This is a genomic window from Mesobacillus jeotgali (assembly GCF_014856545.2).
In the GTDB taxonomy this organism is placed as follows: Bacteria; Bacillota; Bacilli; order Bacillales; family Cytobacillaceae; genus Mesobacillus.
This window is the reverse complement of the sequence record NZ_CP109811.1, coordinates 635,911-654,753: the sequence shown is the minus strand read 5'-3', so window position 1 is coordinate 654,753 and position 18,843 is coordinate 635,911. Positions and strand designations below refer to the sequence as shown.

Sequence of the window (18,843 nt, the reverse complement as noted above, 5' to 3'; positions counted from 1 at the left end):
GAGGAATTTTTATGGAGACGCGCCTGATTGTGACGGGCATCATTCTTGTAGTGCTTCTGGAAGGCTTTCTGGTGCATTTGTTTCTTTTATACCGCAAAGGAAAAATCAATGAGAATCCGTTGCTGCTGATTTACAAAAAAGAAATGAAAATACTTTTTTACGCTTTTTTTAAATGGAAAATCCCGACTCCTGCCCGAGATACTTTTTACTATCATAAAAAGTCGAACTACTTCTGGCTCTATCTCGCCCTCGTCCATGAACAGGTCATCGAGATGATCGTTTTCCATATTTATTTAAAAAAAGAAGCGCCGGAAATCGCTCTGGGTATGCTATTGCTTCATATTTACAGCGTCTTTTACATAATGGGAGATTATAATCTATTGAGGAATGCGCCGATCTTCGTGAAGAAGGATCAGATTAGCATCAAAATCGGCGTTAGAAGAGAATTGAATTTTTCCTTGAGCGATATTGAAAAAATCCAGCCAGCCAAATTGAAATACAACAACAGCGGCGGGATCATCCATGAAAAAGGTGTATTTCATGCCAGCGCTTTCCCGCGGGCACTCACCAGGATTTTCGGAATGAGCGATGAAGCAAAGTATGAAATCATCTTCAAGGAAACAATGATTGCTCGCGGCTATTTCGGCCAGGAAAAAGAAGTTCAAAAGGTGCTATTCTACATTGACCAGCCTGACGAATTCGCTGATTTGATAAAAGAAAAACTGGACCGTATCAATGATGATCGATTGGTAACGGTATAACGATGGCCACTTGAACTCTCTCAAGTGGCTTGTCAATTCAATATTTTACGAAAGTGGTAATACTCCGCTTCGAGGCAATCGTCTTTCTGGCCAACTCTTCCTTCCATTCCTTCTCGTCCAGCTGGTACTCACCATATTCGTTTTTATAGGTCTTTTTCAATAAATTGATCGTCCGAGCTTCTTCAGGAAGATTGACAGACAAAGACCTGCCCCGCTTCCCTTCTTCATAAATATAAAACTCAACAACATCTCCACATTCCATGAAATCATCCAAAAACGAGATGAATTCGGAATCATCTCCTCCGTATTCATAGATATATGGAAGCGAAAGCGGCAGTTCCTTTTTATAAGCCTCACCACTTATGAATGGATAATCCTGTCCCTTAACATGGAATTCCTCAATCGGCCTCATTGTTGCGATAAAGTAATGGCAGGTCATTGCATTCACCCCTTTTTTATTAAAAATTCATCAGGATAGAGTCAATAATTATGAAATTTACTACTAATCTGCTGAGAATTTCTATTTACAGTAGGAAGATCTCACCTGATAAGTTTTTTATAGCGACTTTTTTATTTTTATAGCGATTTTTTTATTTTTATAGCGACTTTCTAATTAATATAGCGAAAATCTCATTTTTATAGCGAGTTTCTGATTTATATAGCGAATTGGAAATTATGATCGATTTTTTCCAGTTTTTCAACCCTCATTTTATAATGAGTACGATCTACATGGAAGCCTTGATAAACAAAGCGCCAGTATCTTGCCGAAAACAAACTGAAACATTTCCCTAACCAAATACGTATTAAATTCTGCAAGCTTAACAATTGCCTTTGCATGGAGTACACTCAATGGTATTAATCCTAGACAGGGAGCTTTTACAAAATGGATAAACATAAACAGCATACAAGCTTAAAGCCATTCGTTAATTTGATTTTATCGACGAATCTTCCGAAGGCGGCTCTTTTCACCGGATTGGCTGCCAGTCTCATCACCACCCTGGCAGGCCTGGTGGTCCCGCTGCTCACGAAAAATTTGGTCGATGGCTTTTCTGTTGAGGCGATCAGCGTTCCGCTCGTCATTGCAATCGGGGCCGCCTTCATCATTCAAGCATTGATCAGCGGGATTTCCATCTACCTGCTCAGTTACGTCGGCCAAAAGGTCGTCGCGAGGCTGCGCGAAATGATGTGGACTAAGCTGATCCGCATGCCCGTCCGCTATTTTGACAAGCAGTCCAGCGGCGAAACGGTCAGCCGGATCGTCAATGACACGAGCATCGTCAAAGAATTGATCACGAACCATTTTCCAAACTTCGCAACGGGGATCATCTCCATCATTGGTGCTGTCGTGATTTTGCTTGTGATGGACTGGAAAATGACCTTGCTGATGCTCATTTCCGTGCCGCTCACACTGGCCATTATGATGCCTCTTGGCAGGAAAATGGCCAAAGTCGCACGTGGACTGCAGGACGAGACAGCCATTTTCACCGGACATATCACCCAGACTCTCGGCGAAATCCGCTTAATGAAAGCTTCTACCGCTGAAAAAATTGAAGAAGACAATGGCTATGGTGGAATAGATAAGCTTTTCAACTTTGGGTTGAAGGAAGCGCGAATTTTCGCGTTGATCGGTCCAGTCATGCAGCTGATGATCATGGTCGTTATTGTCATCATCATTGCGTACGGAGGCATGCGCGTCGTCAACGGAACGATGTCGACAGGTGCGCTCATCGCCTTCTTGCTTTATCTGTTCCAGATCATCATGCCGATTACTTCTTTCGCAATGTTCTTTACCCAGCTGCAAAAAGCGAAGGGCGCGACAGAACGGATCATCGAAATTCTCGACCAGCACCTTGAAGAAGGTCAGGAAGGCATCGAAACAGACATCAGCAACCTGCCAATCACCATTGATAATGTCAGCTTTGCCTACAGTGAGGAGGAGCCGGTTATTGAGGGAGTTTCACTGGACGCGCAGCCTGGACAGATGGTTGCTTTCGTCGGACCAAGCGGCGGCGGCAAAACAACCATGTTCGGCCTGATTGAACGCTTTTACGAACCGACAAAAGGAGAAATTCGAATTGGTGACACGCCGATTCGGGAATTATCGCTTAACTCATGGCGCAATCAGATCGGCTATGTGTCTCAGGAAAGCGCGATGATGGCCGGCACCATTCGCGAAAACCTGTATTATGGGCTGGAAAACGGAGACAAGATTCCGGATGAACGACTGTGGGAAGTCGCAAAAATGGCCTATGCTGACCAATTCATCGCTGACTTTCCAAAAGGGCTTGATACCGAAGTTGGCGAACGCGGCGTCAAGCTTTCTGGCGGGCAAAGGCAGCGAATCGCAATCGCCCGCGCCTTCCTCCGCGATCCGAAAATCCTGATGATGGACGAAGCAACCGCTAGCCTCGACAGCCAGTCAGAGGGCATCGTCCAGCAGGCATTGACCCGTCTGATGGAAGGCCGTACGACATTCGTCATCGCTCACAGGCTATCCACCATCGTCAATGCCGATAAAATTGTTTTTATCGAAAAAGGAAGAGTCACAGGGATCGGTACTCACCAGGAATTAATTCAAATGCATGATTTGTATAGGGAGTTTGCTGAGCAGCAGCTGGCATAGCTTTTACAGAGAGAGTTTGCAATGAAGCAACAAAAAGGAGGTCCGCAGTCATCGCTGGACCTCCTTTTCTAATTTCACTTATTGTCCTGACTCTCCCTAAACAAAAATAATCTCCTCAGTTGCTCTGTAGTCCCTTGGTGACAGACCAACGTATTTCTTAAATGTCCCACTGAAGTAGTTGGGGGTGTTATACCCCAGTTCTTCGGCGATGGCTTCCACCGTGTGGTCTGTGTGGCGCAGCATCCAGACACCTCGCTGCATGCGGACGAAGGTGACATATTCGACGAAGCTGCGTCCAGTTTCCTGTTTAAAGATGCGGCTGAAGTATGGCACACTCAGATTGATCTGGTCGGCAACCTGCTTGATGGATAAGTCCTCCGTACAGTACTGGGATATGTACTCGGTACACTTTTGAATTTGCATGTCCTTCGTTATTTCCTCGAAATAGCGGAGCTGCAGTCTTTCGTATGGTGACGTCCGTCTTGCTTTACACGCCTCTTTATACGAATGATGCAGCAGCAGCGGCTCGCGATAAATGGAGCCAACACCTATATAAAGCTGTATGCCGTATTCATTTTCCAAAGACTCGATCGTCTCAAGGATACGCCCTTCCCCGTCTTTCCAGTGCTTCAGTGACCCAAACTCGGACGGCACCTGGAGCAGCATCAGCAAATGTTTCCTGTAGGACAGGAAGGTGAGCTGAAAACCCTCAAATTGCTGTTTTAAAAATTCCTGGATGACCACCGGCGCCTGCCAGCCTTCTTGCATCCGTTTAGCCGGACAGCGGACGAATCCCTGAATAAAACAGACTACATTCGGAACGGCTTCCCCCGGCAAGAAGAAACGGGATTGCAGTAACTCTTCCTCTGTCTTCACATTCCCTGACAGCAACTTCCGTAAAAAAGCCTCCTTAAAAGGCAAGGCATTACTCCCGACAGTCTGGTCTGATTGGAAGTGATGGAATACTTCCTCGCTTTCTGCGAATCTGGTATTCTCACTTTCAATTTCGTCGACGGCTCGCTTTAAGGTACGTAAGAAAATCCGTTTTTTCACCGATTTCACCAGCAGGTATGTCAGCTTGAACTCGATTGCCAGCGGAGAAGTGTGCAAAAGTGACGGGTCCAGCAGCGGAATGATCCGGCAGCTCTTATTCCGTTTGCGGAACCGGTGTATTTTTACCCAATCATGCCATTTGTTCACTTCAATGATTGCGATATGTATATCATTCTCTTCGTCTACAAGCTTACAATTCTCCTGGCATTCTTCCAGAATCCACGCAGCCAGCTTCCCATACTCCCCTTCATCTTCCACTGCAAGCCAAATTGAATGCAACCATACCACCCCCTCGAAATATTCACATGAGTGAATAAAAATTTAAATTATATTAAATATTTGTATATTTCTGATAATTTATTGTAAGGTATTGGACAATTCTCTATCGTACAATCAATTTAATCATATCACGGCTTGCCTAAAGGAGGGAAATCTTGATAACGGGAGAAGCCAAAATTTTACTTAGGGGGAATCATAATTGGCAGGAGAGTACCGGGAGTATAATTATGTAGCGGCTGATACAATTGACGTCAGCGAGCTTGAGCCGCTTGATCCAGAAACAAAGCAAATCATGAAAAGTGAATTCAGTACCGGCATTAAACTTACGCTCTTTTATTATGTATTCATTCTTTCCATTCCTATTTTGAATTGGTATGCAGGAGAGTTCATGTTCTCCCGGATGTGGGGCGGCATGACTTACAGCTGGTTCTTCACAAGCATCGTCGCAATGGCGATGGCGTTCGTCATTGCCCTCATCCATACGACTTTATATGAAAAGCGCCTGAAGCAAAGTCAATCAGAGCAATCCACAGCTCCTGCTGATGGAAGGAGGATTGGCTGATGTCCACATTCCTGGAGCCAAAATTCCTGTTAACGTTGATCCTGATGGGAACCATTGTTTATATCACTTATCTGACTAAAAGAAGCGCGACTGCTTCCGACTATTTCGTAGGAGGCCGCAGCTTTGGCTGGTTCACCAACGGCTCGGCGATTGGCGGCGATTATTTAAGCGCAGCCACCTTCCTCGGGATTGCCGGCCTGACCTATCAGCTTGGCTATGACGGAGCTTACTATGCATTTTGCTTCTCAATCGGTTTGACACTATTGGCGATTTTCGTTGCTGGGCCACTTCGCCGTTTTGGGGCTTATACAGTTGCTGACTTTTTGGCCTACCGCTTCCACAGCCGGCGCGCCCGCCTGGCAGCCGTCGCTGTCGTACTTGCTATTTCAGGCTTTTATGCAGCCCCTCAGCTGCTTGGTGCCGCGCAAATCCTTAGCATGTTTTTTGGCACAAGCTATGAATTCGGAATCATTTTTACCTGCTCCGTCATGATTTTCTATGTGGGAATCGGCGGCATGAAGGGAACTACCCTTAACCAGGCGCTTGAGTTATGGATTCGCCTTGGCGCGTTCCTCCTTATGGTCGGCGCAGCCATCTGGGGCGGACTTCATTATCAGGATATCCTGGCATCAATCAATGAGTTCAAAGGTACGATCACAGGTACAGCAAGCTTCACGTCTGACGGAAAGGATATTCCTTTCGACGGTTCTGTCTGGACAGGAACAGGCAACTACTTCCCATCCTTCTGGCAGACGATTTCTATGACAATCGGACTTTCACTTGGTACCATCGGGCTTCCGCACATTCTTTTGCGCTTCTACACAAACCCAAGCGCGAAAGCAGCGCGCAGGTCCGCCCTGATGGCGATTGGAATCGCGAGTGCGTTCTTCTTGTTCGCTGTTTACCTTGGTGTAGTCGGACGCTCAATCTTCCTGAATGGCAACGCTGATCCGGCTGTCATGAAAGATCTGATCGCAGGCGGCAACAACATGGTTGTTCCGTCAACAGCACAGGCCCTTGGCGGAGAATGGCTGCTAGGTCTTGTCATTGCAGGCGCCTTCGCAGCCGTCTTCTCGAACCTTTCCGGGCTGTTCATCGCAAGCTCCGGTGCCCTGGCCCATGATTTGTACGCTACCTTCTTCCGTAAAAACATTACTGAAAAAGAGCGCGTAATCGCTGGTAAAGCCTCCATCATCGTGCTCGGAGTTTTATACGGAATCCTTGGTCTAATGGTAAAAGAAGCTTCCATCGGCCACCTGGTCGCCCTCGCCTTCACCGTCGCGGCCAGTACGTTCACACCAATCTTTATCCTTGGGATCTGGTGGAGAGGAATGACGGAAAAAGGAGCCATCGCTGGCCTTGTTCTTGGTCTCGTCTCTTCCATGTACATGATTTTCTTCAAGACGACACTGCCAGAATTCATGCAGTTCAACGTACCGGGAATCATCACTGTGCCAATTGGATTCCTGTCCGTCTACATTGTCTCAAAGCTTGATCGGAAAGTACCATCCGATGTGAACGAATTTATGAAACAAGTTCACTCCAAAGAGTCGGAAGCAGCGTAAACGTTCTGATTTAGGTATCTATTCTATATAAATGACAATGAAAAGGCGTGCAAAACTGATATCAGTTTTGGCACGCCTTTTTTCTGTTTTATGATGTTTTCACATCTAATATATATAATTCTTATTTTACATAAGCAACCCGTTAGTTAAGTACAACCCCTCACAATTTATCCTCCCCAGTAGTGCAACAAGAATATTATAAAGAGGTTACAGTCCCATGCTGAATCCCTTGCTTTTTGTGAATGACTACCGAATCACCAACAGAAAGGAATCCTCTGCCCTCTACCTTAAATTGCTCTTTACCGCTAGTTACTGAGAACTGATGCACTCACCCAACCCCCTTTGTCCATAATACATTATTATCCCTATCAGGTTGGACAGTACGAAAATCCCACCTATGAAAATAAACAAGGCTATACATATGAATGCTATCCATTTATTAATTACTTTACGGTCTTGCTGTATGATTGTTAGACCCAAGAAAAATAGGTAAAGTAGACTTGCTACGCCAATTACCCCAAAGTGAATACTTACCTCGGACGTGACCCCAAACGTATCATGTACATATTGGGTTATATTAAAACCGTAAATGATAAGTGCTGTTGCAGATAAAAACGTTAGAATAAGAGAAATATAGGTTGACACCTTAAGTGACATTATTTAACCTCCCATCACCCATGTGACATTGCTAATACAAAGAATGACCATAATGATATTATTCCGCCAATAAAAACTAAATCTAACGACTCCCGAACCCTTTCAACTTGCCCAATAGCAGCAAGTTGAAAGATTTGCTTTTTGCATATTTTCTTACTTAATCTTTTCCTCATTTGTAATCCTCTAATTTAGTGTTATTTGTACCTCTAATATCGTCTGTTAAGTATCCTTATTGAACTAACCTGCATCTTTTTCACAATAAGAAAGCAGCATCATCTGCTTATTAGATGGTAATGCATTGAGTCCATACACCGTCTTTTAATATTCATCCTTATTTATATTTACTTAATATTTCTTCTGGAATATGACAATAATCATTTGGATATTTAGCTAACCGATCTTGATGTTCTTCTGCACTTCTCACATAGTTTGTAAGAGGTAATACTTCAACAACTATAAGGTCATAATCATTTCTCTCGCTAAGAAACGCCTTCGCTTCTATTAAGTGTTCAGGCTTTTCACTATATACTCCTGTTCTGTATTTCTTGCCAACATCCTGTCCTTGTTTATTCAAACTGTAGGGATCTATAATTTCAAAAAAATAGCCCATTAACTCCTTCATCGTTACAACCGTTGGATCAAATCCTGTTTTTACACATTCTGCGTAGCCATCATAATCACTATCAAGTGTTTGACTTGTTCCATTAGCTCTTCCTGCTTCTGTAAACTGAACTCCAGGTAAAGTTTTTATAAAAGCTTGTACTCCCCATAAACATCCACCTGCAAAATATACTATTTCCATATTGATTCTCCTCTTTGTTTACACACCCAAAATTTTTAAAAGAAAAAACTGCATAGTGCTCATTCAAACTACTGTTTTAAGCACCTTTGGCATACTAGTAGTATTCAATAAAAAGAACATTAATCCCTTCTAAGATAAATGCTCTACACAAAGAGAAGCCTGGGTTTTCCCCCGGCTTCTCTTTTAACTATATTGACTCTGCAACCCTATTTGCAGTTTCTCCCTGTGTCTCCACATACAATGTCCTGCTCGGGAACGCGACGGAAACTCCTTCTTCCTCGAGGATTTCCATGATCGCAAAGTTGATTTCTTCTTTTACTGCCAGGTATTCCGCCCAGACAGTAGTTTTCGTGAAGAAATAAAGGAAGATGTCCAGGCTGCTGTCGTTATAGGTGTCGAACTTCACAAAAATCGTATCCGGATGGATGTCGTCGTTTAATCTCAGCATCTCTTCAATTCTGTGGATCGTTCTTTGCAGCTTCATCCTGGGCGTGTCATAGGTTACGCCAAGCTTGAAGGTAATTTGTCTTTTCCCCATCTTGCTCCAGTTTGTGATGGATTCATTTGCTAAAATCGCGTTCGGTACTGTGACAACGGCTTGCGCAAAAGTGCGGACCCTCGTGCTTCTGAAGGAAATATCCTCAACTGTCCCCTCGACACTCGGCGTCTTGATCCAATCACCAATCGTAAAAGGTTTCTCCGTAATAATGATGATGCCGCCGAACAGATTCCCGATTGCGTCCTTCGCCGCCAGCGCAAACGCCAGGCCGCCCAGTCCGAGGCCGGCAATAAATCCGTTCACATCATACTCAAAAACCTGCGCGATGATACTGATACTGATCGCGACGATGACAAACCGGATCGCCTTCGAGAAAAATGGAATCAGGATCTGGTCAATTTCCATATTAAAACGATCATTAATCTTCATGAAAAGCAGCGATGAACCAGAAGACAGATTATAGAGGCCCCATGCAATCAGCATGATGATCGAGGCTCTGATAATCTTTAAAAATAACGGATTCGATTGCTCCATATACGGAAAATAATCTGCCGCAACATAGATTCCTATAATGATAAACAACCATCGGATCGGCTGCTCAAATGCGACGGTTATATTGGAGAAAAGTTCAGTCGGTGTTTTCTGGCCCAGCTTTAACATCAGCTTGAACACATACTTTGTGAAAAGCTTCCTGAACAATAGGAATAAGAAGAAGATTCCTATGGAAATCCCCAGACTTTTTAGCACTTCATAAGACAAAAAGTTTTCCCACATTTTTTTCGTCATTCCCCTCTCTATTTTTCACTCGTTCCATAATAACATAAAAATTTCATCATTAATTTCTTTAAAAAAGTCGCCAGGAATGATTTGTATCACTACTTTGCGTTTGGATAAGTGTTATTTTTAGCATGAGAAACATTATCAGTTACAACAATACACACTCTAGGAGGAAAGATAATCATGAGTGAAATGATAAATAATCGTGAACTGAAAGCAATGGATCCAGCAAGGCGAAAGGCAACGTTAAAGCAGCTTTTCAAAGATCTGCATGATGGGAAGAATGTGAATGAGGTCAAGGCTCACTTTGATGCTTTTATCGGAAAAATAACCATTGAAGAGATTGCCGGCCTACAGCATGTCGAGCTGATTGAAGGCGATATATCTGTTACGGAAATGCAGCGAATTTATGCTGCCCACTCTGACCTTTTTAAAGGAGCAATCGAAGAGAGTGAGTCCGTGTACGGTCCAGAACACCAGCCGGGACACCCGGTCCATACATTCGAAATGGAAAACCGTGAGATTGAACAGCTTTTACAAAACCGGCTTCGCGTTCATCTTGAGCAATTTGCTATGGAAGACAGCGCTGAAAATATCAATCTGCTGCTGGAGGATTGCAACCTGCTTTATGACATTGACAAGCACTACAGCCGTAAGGAAAACTTGATCTTCCCTTACCTGGAAAAGTACGGGATATATGGCCCGACAACAAATATGTGGCGGATCGACGATTTCATCCGTGACGGAATTAAGCTGGCAAAGAAAAAGCTGGCCAACTATGATGGCGATAAAAATGGCGTCATTGAAGAGGTCCAGTTTGTCCTTCGGGAAGTAAGCGAAATGATTTACAGGGAAGAAAACATCCTCTTCCCGATGGCCTTGCAAAACTTTACCGAGGATGAATGGGTAAAAATTGCCCATGAAAGTGACGAGATCGGCTATTGCCTGACATCACCAACTGAAGAATGGAAGCCTGCCCGCAAACACCTTGACGCAGATGCGATCTCTGAAGGCTATATCAAAATGGAGACAGGCATCCTGTCATTGAAGCAGCTCGAACTGCTGTTAAATCACTTGCCAGTCGACATCACCTTTATTGACCAGGACGATGTTGTCCGCTACTTCTCACACGGAAAAGAAAGGATTTTCGCTCGCACGAAAGCCGTTATCGGCCGCACCGTCCAGAATTGCCACCCGCCAAGAAGCGTTCATGTCGTCGAGGACTTGCTGAGGGACTTTAAATCAGGCAAAAAAGATACCGAGGATTTCTGGATCAAAGTTCGCGACAAATTCGTGTACATCCGCTACTTTGCTGTCCGCGATGAGAACAATCAATATATCGGCACGCTAGAATTCACGCAGAACATTAATCCGATTCAAGCACTTGAAGGAGAAAAACGGATTTTGTCCTGATCTGATTCCAGGTAACAGCTGCTTACAGCTGTTGCCTTTTTTTATGCCCAAAATACGACCACAGCCGTAGCAGGCATTACGGCTGTGGCACATTATGAATCTATTTTCCAGCCACTATAATGAGAAAGTATTAATAGATTGGAGGAATCAACTTGAGAAAGATAGGACCTAAGGGTTTAAGATGGTTGAAAATGATTCATGTATTTTTAGTAGTATTATTCTTTGGCGGGATATTGAGTTCTGTGGCGCTAAATCTCCATATTGATTTCACTCGTTATGACGAAGCTTATCTCGGCTATAAAAACATCGTCACCATCAGTGACCAGATTGTCAGGTGGGGTGCAATCGGAACGCTGCTTGTCGGGTTCACATATGGATTCTTCACGAATTGGGGATTTTTCAAGCATCGTTGGGTTGGAGTGAAATTCATTTTGTATATCATCCAAACCTTTGTCGGCATTTTTATCGTGGACGAACTGATGATGGAAAACATGGAACTATTGGAGATGCAAAAAGAGTCAGCTTTAAGTAACCCCGAATTCATTCAAAATCATCTAATCAGGCAATACGCTGTATACTTTCAAATTTCCGTTACCATCTTCATCTTCATCATTTCATTTTTAAGACCATGGAAAAAGAAGAAGGTTTGAGCATCATCGCAGCAGGGATTCCCAATTATATACAGAATACTAGATGAGAAGTAATATATTGGGAGGTTAAAAAGATGGTTGCAACACAAGCAATATTAGCTTGGACGTTTATCTCTGAATGCCCGATTCCAAATGATGTGAATGAAATTTTAGTAGAAGGCGAAAAGGCGATCGCCGCCTATAAAACCATTCGCGACAGTGCAATCTTCACCAACAAACGTTTGATTGTCAGGGACGCACAGGGCCTGACCGGCAAAAAGGTAGAAATCTATTCCCTGCCTTACTCCTCCATCAACATGTGGTCCACCGAAAATGCCGGCAGCCTGTTTGATGTCAATGCAGAAGTGGAACTATGGACCAGAGCCGGCCACATCAAAGTCAATCTAAAAAAAGGTGTAGATGTTCGCAAGTTTGATAAGCTGATTGCTGAAGCGCTTTTGTAAAATGAGAAAAGCATTCCTTGCCAGATTAGTGGGCGGTAATGCTTTTCTTTTTTGGCTTAAAAACAAACATTCCTTGGGATGAGTGTCTTTAATCAGACACCTTCCCTCTTCTTGGCCTCTGAGTTTGTCGGATAGGCCTTTCTATCGGACACTTTTCTCTCCTTTTCCTCCACGTTTGTCCGATAGAGCCTTTCTATCGGACACTTTTCTCTTCTTTTCCTCCACGTTTGTCCGATAGAGCCTTTCTATCGGACACTTTCCTCTTCTTTTCCTCTGCGTTTGTCCGATAGAGCCTTTCTATCGGACACTTTCCTCTTCTTTTCCTCTGCGTTTGGCCGATAGAGCCCTTCTATCGGACACTTTCCTCTTCTTTTCCCTGCGTTTGTCCGATAGAACTCTATCAACAGAGGATTCCTCTCCTGGATAATCAATCTAGCAGACTGAAGCTCAGCTCTCTACACAAAAATAATCTTCTCCCACCCTGTCCTTTTCCCTTCCCCATCTTTATATAGAAGGTGAAAGGAGGTGAGGCAAATGGCAATGGCGATTTTGAAGGATTCGAATATCAGGCTGATGTTTGAGGCTGGTGTTGATGAGAAGGGCGAGTCGATTTTCAAGCCTAAGACTTACCGCTTTGTGAGAAAGGAAGCTACTGTTGACCAGGTTCAGCAGGCGGCAGCCGCACTTGGTGGCCTTAGCGCAAACTTGTTAAGCTCTGTGGAGCGTAACGACAGCTTCGAAATCATCTAATTTGGCAATCTACTAAATCAATAGGAGGTGAAAAACATGGCAAAAACACTTGAGTTGCAATTCGCTACGGCTCTTGGCAAGTACGCCAAGCTGACAGTTGATAATCCGACGGAGCCGGTTGATCCAGCAGCAGTCAAGCTGGCAATGGAGCAAATCATTGCTTCCAACGCATTCCTGCCAGTGAATGGAACCCTTGTTTCCGTTCACAGCGCACGTGTCGTAGAACGCAACATAACCGACTATGAACTAATTTAATGAAAGCGGGCCGGTCTTTTACTAGAGACCGGCTCTTGTTTTAAAAATCCCAGGAAGGAGGAAACGCACATGGAGCAGCTGATTCCGTTCATCAGCGATGTAGGATTCCCGATTGTCGTGACATTGTACTTGCTTCACCGAATTGAAGCAAAGCTGGATACAGTCGTCCAATCGATTCAGGGCCTCCCTGCTAGATTGCAGGAAAAGCATGAAACCGAACCCGTTTATTCCGCCATGACCACCCAGCAGCAAATTCGTGAGATTAATTAACTTCAGGGCCATCTCTCTTTTTAAAAGAGGGATGGTTTTTCGTTTCACTGGCTGAAAAAGCTACTCCCATAAAGCAAAAAACTATTTAATCAAACGTTTGATTAAATAGTTTAAACATGCACTCTATCAAGAGTCTTATCAATTTTTTTCTAAGGGAAGGAACGTCAATCCGCCCGTCCCGAAGCGAAAATTACTTAACCGGGATCCAAACCTCACAATAGTAATCCGGGTCAGCTGAATTCCCTGCTGGATAAACCTCCAGGTCCGGTGTTCCGGCATGTTGGAATCCGCTGGCGGGAAACCATTCTGTAAAAATTTGCTTCCACACCTTTTGCATGGCGTCTGGCATCGGTCCGTGAACTTCGAAGATTGCCCACTTGGATGGCGGAATCTCCATTTTAAGATAGCCATCAGGCGTTTCACCTTTATATGCTGCACCAACCCAATAATCCATCTGCTTATCCTGGGTGCTGCTTTTATCCACGCACACACCAAGAACTCCTTTTACAGGCCCGTTGTTTTTACAGAGCAAAAAATCACAGGTTCCATCCTGATTCACCTGATCCCACAACTTCGGGATGCCCGCCAGATTCTCCCCGTTACCATAAGAAAATCCCTGCTTGATTCCAATCACTTCAAATCCCTCTTGCTCCACCACTTTATATTGCATTGGTTCTGCTCCCTTCAAACTCACCTGTATTCCCAGGCGGCTATAAGATTTCAGCTTTCCGGTGTACTTTCTTGCTTCACTTGGTGACATGCCATGCTGCCTGCGAAAAGCCTTCGTAAATGCTTCAGGAGTGTCATAGCCATATTTCAGCGCGAGGTCGATGATTTTTGCATCGGTGCTGCATAGTTCACCGGCTGCCAGCGACAAACGCCTCCGTCTAATATACTCGCCAACAGAAATGTCCGTTAAAATGGCAAACGTCCGTTGAAAATGAAATGGTGATGAACTCGCCTGTTTCGCAATGTCTTCCATCGCCAGTTCGTCCAGCAAATGCTCCTCCATATAGTCAATCGCCCTCTGCAAGGATTCAATCCACGCCATACAACTCACTCCCTTAATCACATGCTATCAAGGTTCATTATTAAACTCTGGTCAATTTGTGCTCAAATTTGTCAGTATTATTCTTTATACAATTTTATACAACGTGGCATTTATCCTTTTTTTAAAAAGAAAAATAAAAAAAGGCGGATACTACTATCCGCCTCGCTTGACTCATTCTGCGGTTCGCAGGATGTGCCCTACTTATGATACAAGCCAACCAACCGTCTGCGGTTCTCTCTTTTAATCAGCTGCCACATAGGGATATAAGAAATACTGAACACAATCAATGCTGCCGCTTCAAGGTTCAGGTAGTACATGATGCCGGTGCCAAAAAAGGATAGGATGGTCTGTGCTTCTGTCGGACTCGCCAGATAGAAGAAGTTCGTATCAAACAGGAAATTGAAAAGGAAGATTGGAATGGCAACAATGTTCACGACAAGATAAGTGAATAGAATGGCTTTTCGGGGAACTCTGTAACCTTCAAAAAGGATGAAATACAATGCGGCAATCGGAATGGCCGAGTGATTGAGGAAGTATTCGATATAGTCGAAATGAGGAAAGGTATAAGACATTTCAGGTGTAACCATGGCTAAAATCGCCGGCAAGGTGCCAATGAAGTAAAGCACATAAAAGCCTTTCACGCTCTTCCTTAAAAAGAGGTACATTGCCAGGAAGGAACTCATCGAACACATATGCAAAGGAAGGTCACCGATTTGCCATTGCCCGGTGAGGATGAGCCATGACTGATGTGAAACCTGGCATGCCACCAGAGTCCAAAAGATGATCCACTTTAAAACATTTTTATACGGCCTGATTTGGTTTCTGAACAGCACCATTCCAAGACAGACAACAAAGAAAAGTCCCAGAGTAACCAAGTGCTCAACAGAAAACAGTTGAAAGCCCTGCATACCCGTAACAGAAAACATGATGTCATCACCTCGCTGTACATTATTTTGCTGTTACCTATAAATGTATGCGCGGGATGAAGATTTGAGACTCCTGAAATCAGGAAATTTCTTTTTTTGGAGCTTTCAAGGCCAAATGTACCCTTATACACAGCACTTCAAATTCATAAGGATACCTTTAGGAGCCTATCGTACCCTTATGTGGCTTCTTCTCTCTGCATAAGGGTATGATTCGGGGCTTATCGTGCCTTTATGTTGCTTTTTCCCTCTGCATACGGGTATGATTCGGGGCTTATCGTGCCTTTATGTTGCTTTTTCCCTCTGCATAAGGGGTATGATTCGGGGCTTATCGTACCCTTATGTCGCCTCTTCCTTATACATAAGGGTATGATTCAGGGCTTATCGTACCCTTATGCTGCTTCTTCCTTCTGCATAAGGGTATGATTCGGAGCTTATCGTATCCTTATGTTGCCTCTTCCTTCTGCATAAAGGTTTGATTCGGGGTTTATCGTGCCCTTATGTGGCATCTTTATCTGCATAAGGATGTCGTTTCAATTCACCCTTTTATAGATTTAATAATCATCGTTGTCGGAAATCTCCTTGCTTTGTATAAAGAATAGTAACGATCAGATACTTCCTCATCCACTCCATCAAACCCTGAAGAAACATCGCTTTCTATCACAGAGTCAATCGTAAAACCTGCTCTGATTAATTCATTTATGTAAGTCGCCATCTTCCTTTTAGGAATGATTACCGGGGCTTCTTCACCTTTAAAATTTTGGTATTGTGTTACCCCTTCATTTTGATAGGATCCATCAAGATAGATTTCACCATTCCGGCCTTTCAGGTTAGCATATAATGGGTGGTCCCAGCTGAATATAAAGCATCCGCCTGGCTTTAAATAAGAATGGATCAGTTCAAACGTGGCAGCAAGATCAGTCGACCAGCCGATTGCATAAATTGAATAAACCACGTCAAAGTATTGCTTTGGCAGTCCAATTTCAGACTCCATTGGAGCACAAAACAGTTTGTGTTCCACATCTTTAAGAGTTTCTTCAGCGGTCCTAATTTGAGCCTCCGACAAATCAACTCCCCAAAGCTCGTTCGCACCCCTGCCAGCCATATATCTAAGTGAATGGCCGCTTCCACAGCCAATATCAAGGACTTTCTTATTGCTGATGTCTCCAAATAACCCTAATTCCTCTTCAGTCTGTGCGAAAGGGCCATAGCTGGGCAACGCGTCCTTGCCATCAAAATGGTGAGCTACTGTATCCCAGCTTTGTTTGTTTTGTTTAATGATCTCAATAGACATATAATCGCTCCAATTTCATTTAAGACTTCACTCAAATTTTAGCATATTATTCCATTAGAATTCTGAAAATAACGGCAAAAAAAGAACGCAAAAAAAGCACAGGGTACGTTCCCCATGCTTCACCCCTGCCTCAGATACAAAGGCAATGTAAAAGTAAATTCGCTGCCTATTCCTGGCTGGCTTTTGGCGTGGATCTCTCCGCCATGTGCTTCGATGATGTATTTTACAATCGCCAGGCCAAGGCCGGTTCCGCCCGATTCTCTGGATCGGGATTTTTCTCCGCGGTAGAATGCATTGAAGATGTATGGCAGATCTTCTGAATGGATCCCCTGTCCATTATCCTTTATGCTTAACTGAACAAAACCGCCATGTTCCCCTACTTCCATGACGATCTTCGTCCCGCCATACTTGACGGCATTATCAACCAAGTTTGACATAACCTGCTTGATTCTAGCGCTGTCGATATTCAGACTGACCGACGGCAGCGGCCCAGCCAACACCAGATCTACATCTCGATAATCCATTTGCGCACTGAGAAAAGCTTCCTGAAAAAACTCGGAGCTGTTCACAAGGGACTTATCGATCGATAGCTGCTCAAGCTCGAACTTGGAAAACTCGAACAAATCATCAATCAGCCTGTCCAGCTGATCGGTCTTCGATTTGATGACCCGGTAATACTTCTGCTGCATCTCTTCATTCCTGGCAATCCCATCTTCCAGCCCTTCTACATAGCCCTTGATTGAAGCAAGCGGCGTGCGCAGGTCATGCGAGATGCTGGCAATCAGCTGCTTTCGTGCCTGTTCATATTGCTGCCTTTGTTCGATTGACTTTTTCAGGTGGCTGCGCAACAGGTTGAATCCCTCGATGAACCGGCCGATTTCATCTTTTTTTACGTATCTAATTTTATAATCCAGGTTCCCTTCAATTACTTCCTCTGTCGCATGGTATATGTCCTTTAAAGGATGGAGGACTGTCTTCGAAATATACCATGTCCACAGCAAAATGAGAGCGGCCAGGACGGACAGCCCGATAACAGCCCCTCCAAGTACTGCATAGATAATCACTTGAAACTGCCTGAATGGCTGCACAGAAAAGGAATTAGCCTTAATTTCCGCAGACAATTCGCCATGTTCCTGGGTCAGTATGTCAACATTGAACTTCCTGAGCCTATCCGGCCATATAGATGCTCCGTCACTTCTTTGATGGGCTGCCGAATTGAATATAGGATCGCCAGAAGCGGAGAAAACCTTCAGCTCAATATCATATTTTTCCAGGAGGGGACTTACCTTTTCGTAAAAAAGAGCTGGTTCTGTAAGATACCCTGCATTCTCATCAATCGTACTTTTGACCTCAGACAAGAGAAGATCCAGGTCATCCTCATTTCCTGCCTGTTGGTCCACACCTGAAGAAAATAATGCTATAAACAAAATCGATGCCACAATTGCAGCACGATAATGCTGATAAAAGCGAAAATCAGCCTCGGCTTCAGCCCCCATCTCATCGGCTTCCACCATCGAATTTATAGCCGATTCCCCAGACTGTCTTGATATATTGTGGTTCCGACGGGTCAGGTTCAATCTTCTCGCGCAGCTTTCTCACATATACGGTAATCGTGTTCGTATCACCCACATGCTGGTAGCCCCAAACGTTTTCGAGCAGCTGTTCTTTTGTGAATACCTGGCCCTTATTAGAGGCCATGAACGCGAGCAATTGAAACTCTTTTGCCGAAAGCTCAACCTGATTTCCTGATGAAAACACCGTGTATTCTTTCAAATTAATCTCAAAACCCGGGAATCTGATTATATTTTCGGGCTCCTTTTGAACAGATAAATGCTTGAACCTTCTTAGCTGTGCCTTAATCCTTGCAACAAGCTCCCCCGGGCTGAACGGTTTGGTCACATAATCATCAGCGCCAATTCCGAGTCCGATGATCTTGTCGGTATCGCTCTTTTTCGCGCTCATGATCATAATCGGAATATTCGACTCCGCTCTGATTCTGCGGCAAAGCTCGATTCCATCCATTTTTGGCAGCATGACATCAAGCACGGCCACCGCAGGCTGATGTTCAATGAATTGGTTTAGCCCGTCAAGTCCATCAAAAGCCAAGATGCTTCGGAATCCCTCCGCCTCCAGATAATCACGGACAAGCTCGGCAATTTCCCGTTCATCTTCCACAATCAGAATCAAATCTTCTTCCATGTTCATTACCGTCCTAT

General features: G+C 44.1%; 20 protein-coding genes. 10 read left to right on the top strand and 10 right to left on the bottom strand.

What is annotated here, in order from left to right:
* Nucleotides 1-11: 11 nt before the first annotated feature.
* Complete coding sequence (locus tag FOF60_RS03335) at nt 12-761, top strand: hypothetical protein (protein WP_192469773.1); 750 nt, start codon at nt 12-14, stop codon at nt 759-761.
* A 37-nt stretch (nt 762-798) separates the two neighbouring features.
* Here the strand turns inward: FOF60_RS03335 and FOF60_RS03330 are convergent, their stop codons facing one another.
* On the bottom strand, nt 799-1,200 hold the full coding sequence (locus tag FOF60_RS03330) for a hypothetical protein (protein ID WP_192469774.1): 402 nt from the start codon (nt 1,198-1,200) through the stop codon (nt 799-801).
* A 444-nt stretch (nt 1,201-1,644) separates the two neighbouring features.
* Here FOF60_RS03330 and FOF60_RS03325 point away from each other — a divergent pair, with 444 nt between their 5' ends.
* On the top strand, nt 1,645-3,384 hold the full coding sequence (locus FOF60_RS03325) for an ABC transporter ATP-binding protein (RefSeq protein ID WP_192469775.1): 1,740 nt from the start codon (nt 1,645-1,647) through the stop codon (nt 3,382-3,384).
* A 96-nt stretch (nt 3,385-3,480) separates the two neighbouring features.
* Here FOF60_RS03325 and FOF60_RS03320 read toward each other — a convergent pair whose 3' ends face one another.
* Nucleotides 3,481-4,716: a helix-turn-helix domain-containing protein gene (locus FOF60_RS03320; protein ID WP_192469776.1), complete on the bottom strand. Its 1,236-nt coding sequence runs from the start codon at nt 4,714-4,716 to the stop codon at nt 3,481-3,483.
* 199 nt (nt 4,717-4,915) lie between these two features.
* Here FOF60_RS03320 and FOF60_RS03315 point away from each other — a divergent pair, with 199 nt between their 5' ends.
* Complete coding sequence (locus FOF60_RS03315) at nt 4,916-5,278, top strand: hypothetical protein (RefSeq protein ID WP_192469777.1); 363 nt, start codon at nt 4,916-4,918, stop codon at nt 5,276-5,278.
* On the top strand, nt 5,278-6,843 hold the full coding sequence (locus tag FOF60_RS03310) for a sodium/solute symporter (protein WP_225649770.1): 1,566 nt from the start codon (nt 5,278-5,280) through the stop codon (nt 6,841-6,843). Before FOF60_RS03315 ends, FOF60_RS03310 begins: the two co-directional genes overlap by 1 nt.
* Before the next feature lie 196 nt (nt 6,844-7,039).
* On the opposite strand, the gene FOF60_RS03305 is transcribed toward FOF60_RS03310, so the two are convergent.
* From FOF60_RS03305 to FOF60_RS03295, 3 genes are all read right to left on the bottom strand, one after another.
* Nucleotides 7,040-7,171 carry a hypothetical protein gene (locus FOF60_RS03305; RefSeq protein WP_264647636.1) on the bottom strand — a complete coding sequence of 44 codons (132 nt, stop codon included), beginning with the start codon at nt 7,169-7,171 and terminating at the stop codon, nt 7,040-7,042.
* Nucleotides 7,172-7,831: 660 nt separating this feature from the next.
* Nucleotides 7,832-8,302 (bottom strand): peptide-methionine (S)-S-oxide reductase, encoded by a 471-nt coding sequence (locus FOF60_RS03300; RefSeq protein WP_192469778.1) that lies wholly within the window; start codon nt 8,300-8,302, stop codon nt 7,832-7,834.
* 187 nt (nt 8,303-8,489) lie between these two features.
* Nucleotides 8,490-9,587, bottom strand: a complete 1,098-nt coding sequence (locus tag FOF60_RS03295; protein ID WP_225649771.1) for a mechanosensitive ion channel family protein — start codon at nt 9,585-9,587, stop codon at nt 8,490-8,492.
* Nucleotides 9,588-9,761: 174 nt separating this feature from the next.
* On the opposite strand from FOF60_RS03295, the gene FOF60_RS03290 reads away from it, so the two are divergent.
* The 6 genes from FOF60_RS03290 (at nt 9,762) to FOF60_RS03265 (ending at nt 13,359) form a co-directional block, all read left to right on the top strand.
* Entirely contained in the window at nt 9,762-10,991 is a 1,230-nt protein-coding gene (locus FOF60_RS03290) for a DUF438 domain-containing protein (protein WP_192469779.1), read from the top strand.
* A gap of 152 nt (nt 10,992-11,143) precedes the next feature.
* The gene (locus tag FOF60_RS03285; protein ID WP_192469780.1) at nt 11,144-11,641 is read left to right on the top strand and encodes a DUF2269 family protein; all 498 of its coding nucleotides are present in this window, start codon (nt 11,144-11,146) and stop codon (nt 11,639-11,641) included.
* A 74-nt stretch (nt 11,642-11,715) separates the two neighbouring features.
* Nucleotides 11,716-12,084: a PH domain-containing protein gene (locus FOF60_RS03280; RefSeq protein ID WP_192469781.1), complete on the top strand. Its 369-nt coding sequence runs from the start codon at nt 11,716-11,718 to the stop codon at nt 12,082-12,084.
* A gap of 534 nt (nt 12,085-12,618) precedes the next feature.
* Nucleotides 12,619-12,834 (top strand): DUF1659 domain-containing protein, encoded by a 216-nt coding sequence (locus tag FOF60_RS03275; protein ID WP_192469782.1) that lies wholly within the window; start codon nt 12,619-12,621, stop codon nt 12,832-12,834.
* 36 nt (nt 12,835-12,870) lie between these two features.
* A complete protein-coding gene (locus FOF60_RS03270) occupies nt 12,871-13,089 on the top strand; it encodes a DUF2922 domain-containing protein (RefSeq protein ID WP_192469783.1) in 219 nt (72 codons plus the stop codon).
* Between the two features lie 69 nt (nt 13,090-13,158).
* Nucleotides 13,159-13,359, top strand: a complete 201-nt coding sequence (locus FOF60_RS03265) for a YvrJ family protein (RefSeq protein WP_192469784.1) — start codon at nt 13,159-13,161, stop codon at nt 13,357-13,359.
* Between the two features lie 190 nt (nt 13,360-13,549).
* Here the strand turns inward: FOF60_RS03265 and FOF60_RS03260 are convergent, their stop codons facing one another.
* From FOF60_RS03260 to FOF60_RS03240, 5 genes are all read right to left on the bottom strand, one after another.
* Complete coding sequence (locus FOF60_RS03260) at nt 13,550-14,410, bottom strand: AraC family transcriptional regulator (RefSeq protein WP_192469785.1); 861 nt, start codon at nt 14,408-14,410, stop codon at nt 13,550-13,552.
* Between the two features lie 197 nt (nt 14,411-14,607).
* Nucleotides 14,608-15,336 (bottom strand): YwaF family protein, encoded by a 729-nt coding sequence (locus FOF60_RS03255; RefSeq protein ID WP_192469786.1) that lies wholly within the window; start codon nt 15,334-15,336, stop codon nt 14,608-14,610.
* A gap of 535 nt (nt 15,337-15,871) precedes the next feature.
* Nucleotides 15,872-16,627 (bottom strand): class I SAM-dependent methyltransferase, encoded by a 756-nt coding sequence (locus FOF60_RS03250; RefSeq protein ID WP_192469787.1) that lies wholly within the window; start codon nt 16,625-16,627, stop codon nt 15,872-15,874.
* Between the two features lie 119 nt (nt 16,628-16,746).
* Nucleotides 16,747-18,123, bottom strand: a complete 1,377-nt coding sequence (locus FOF60_RS03245; RefSeq protein ID WP_192469788.1) for a sensor histidine kinase — start codon at nt 18,121-18,123, stop codon at nt 16,747-16,749.
* Between the two features lies 1 nt (nt 18,124).
* Nucleotides 18,125-18,826 (bottom strand): response regulator transcription factor, encoded by a 702-nt coding sequence (locus FOF60_RS03240; RefSeq protein WP_192469789.1) that lies wholly within the window; start codon nt 18,824-18,826, stop codon nt 18,125-18,127.
* Nucleotides 18,827-18,843: the final 17 nt, after the last annotated feature.